Below are 1,423 nucleotides of genomic sequence, written 5' to 3' on the forward strand. Positions count from 1 at the left end.
CAGATTTAACCTTTACTTGCGTGCAAGAAGCCCGCCCACCTCTTTCCCCCGAAACTCAACAGCTTTATCTGTATGCCTATTACCACGATTTACATAATATGTGGTTAGGCAAAAAAGGCGATGATGTTTGGAAAAGCACCGAACGATACTACCGAATCTCCGCCGCCAACGGCGACTATAAAGCCAACGTCAGACTACAATATTTAATTGAAAGCGGCAGGATTATAGTTAAAAAGCCACAAAAAGCCGTTTATGAGTTAAATAAAGCCCTAGAAAAACAATTGCCTGCCACCGCCTATTATAATTTATACGATTATTTAACTAATGGATACGGTGTCAAAACCGAAAAAGGTGGACGGTTTGCTTATTTAAGAAAAGCTGCCGATTTAGGCAGTAGAGAAGCGCAGTATGAATTGGCTATGATACTGTCTAGCCTGGATGATGATGAAACATTTACACTCAGAATAGAACTCTATAAAAAACTATTACATTGTGCTTCTATACAAGGCTTTGGCCAAGCTTCTGCAGTGTTGGGGAGCCAATATCAGTTTGAGGAAAAATATAATGAAGCCGTTAACAGTTTTCATCAAGGTACCAAAAATGGAAATGCCTTATCTGCTAGATTTTTACGAGATGGATTTGAGAAAGGTATAAAACCCGATAATAAAGTTGATTATTTAGCATTATCACCTGATCCGGAAAGATTAAAACGTTATGAAATGATTGAAGAATATCTTTATGACAATAGCTACCTTAACCCAACAGTCCCAGACTTAGACGAAATCGTCCCCCTTCCGCCGGCTAAACTGCCTGCCTGGGACGGTAAAATCGCCTTTCAGCGTTGGTATGAAGGGGCTTCCCCACCGAAACCAAGTGAAGAATTAATGCAACAACTGGCCGACCAAGCGGGGCTTGATGTAAACACAGGATTGCCGAAAAAATAATAAAAACATACCGCACTTTTGTCTTGGAGAAAGTGCGGTGATATTTACCGGAGTTTTTTATGAAATTTAAGATAATATTACTGAGTTTAATCTGCACCGCCTGCGTACACCCCACGCAGAGCAACTCCATGCGGGAATCCAAAACAAACTCTATCGCAGATTTAACCTTTACTTGCGTACAAGAAAGCCGACCGCCTCTTTCCCCCGAAACTCAACAGCTTTATCTGTATGCTTATTACCACGATTTACATAATATGTGGTTAGGCAAAAAAGGCGATGATGTTTGGAAAAGCACCGAACGATACTACCGAATCGCCGCCGCCAACGGCGATTATAAAGCCAATGTCAGACTACAATATTTAATTGAAAGCGGCAGAATTATAGTAAAAAAACCGCAAAAAACTGTTTATGAGTTAAATAAAGCCCTAGAAAAACAATTGTCTGCCACCGCCTATTATAATTTATACGATTATTTAACT

General features: G+C 40.1%; 1 protein-coding gene and 1 pseudogene. Both read left to right on the forward strand.

Translation table 11 applies throughout. The annotated features are described in order from the left end of the window. The coding region (locus tag CVP05_RS12665; RefSeq protein WP_100289414.1) for a DUF6396 domain-containing protein at window positions 1-944 on the forward strand (944 nt) is incomplete at its 5' end. Window positions 945-1,003: 59 nt separating this feature from the next. After that, window positions 1,004-1,423, forward strand: a pseudogene (locus tag CVP05_RS09905) (hypothetical protein); the annotation flags it as partial.

Source organism: Conservatibacter flavescens (assembly GCF_002795425.1).
GTDB lineage: Bacteria > Pseudomonadota > Gammaproteobacteria > Enterobacterales > Pasteurellaceae > Conservatibacter > Conservatibacter flavescens.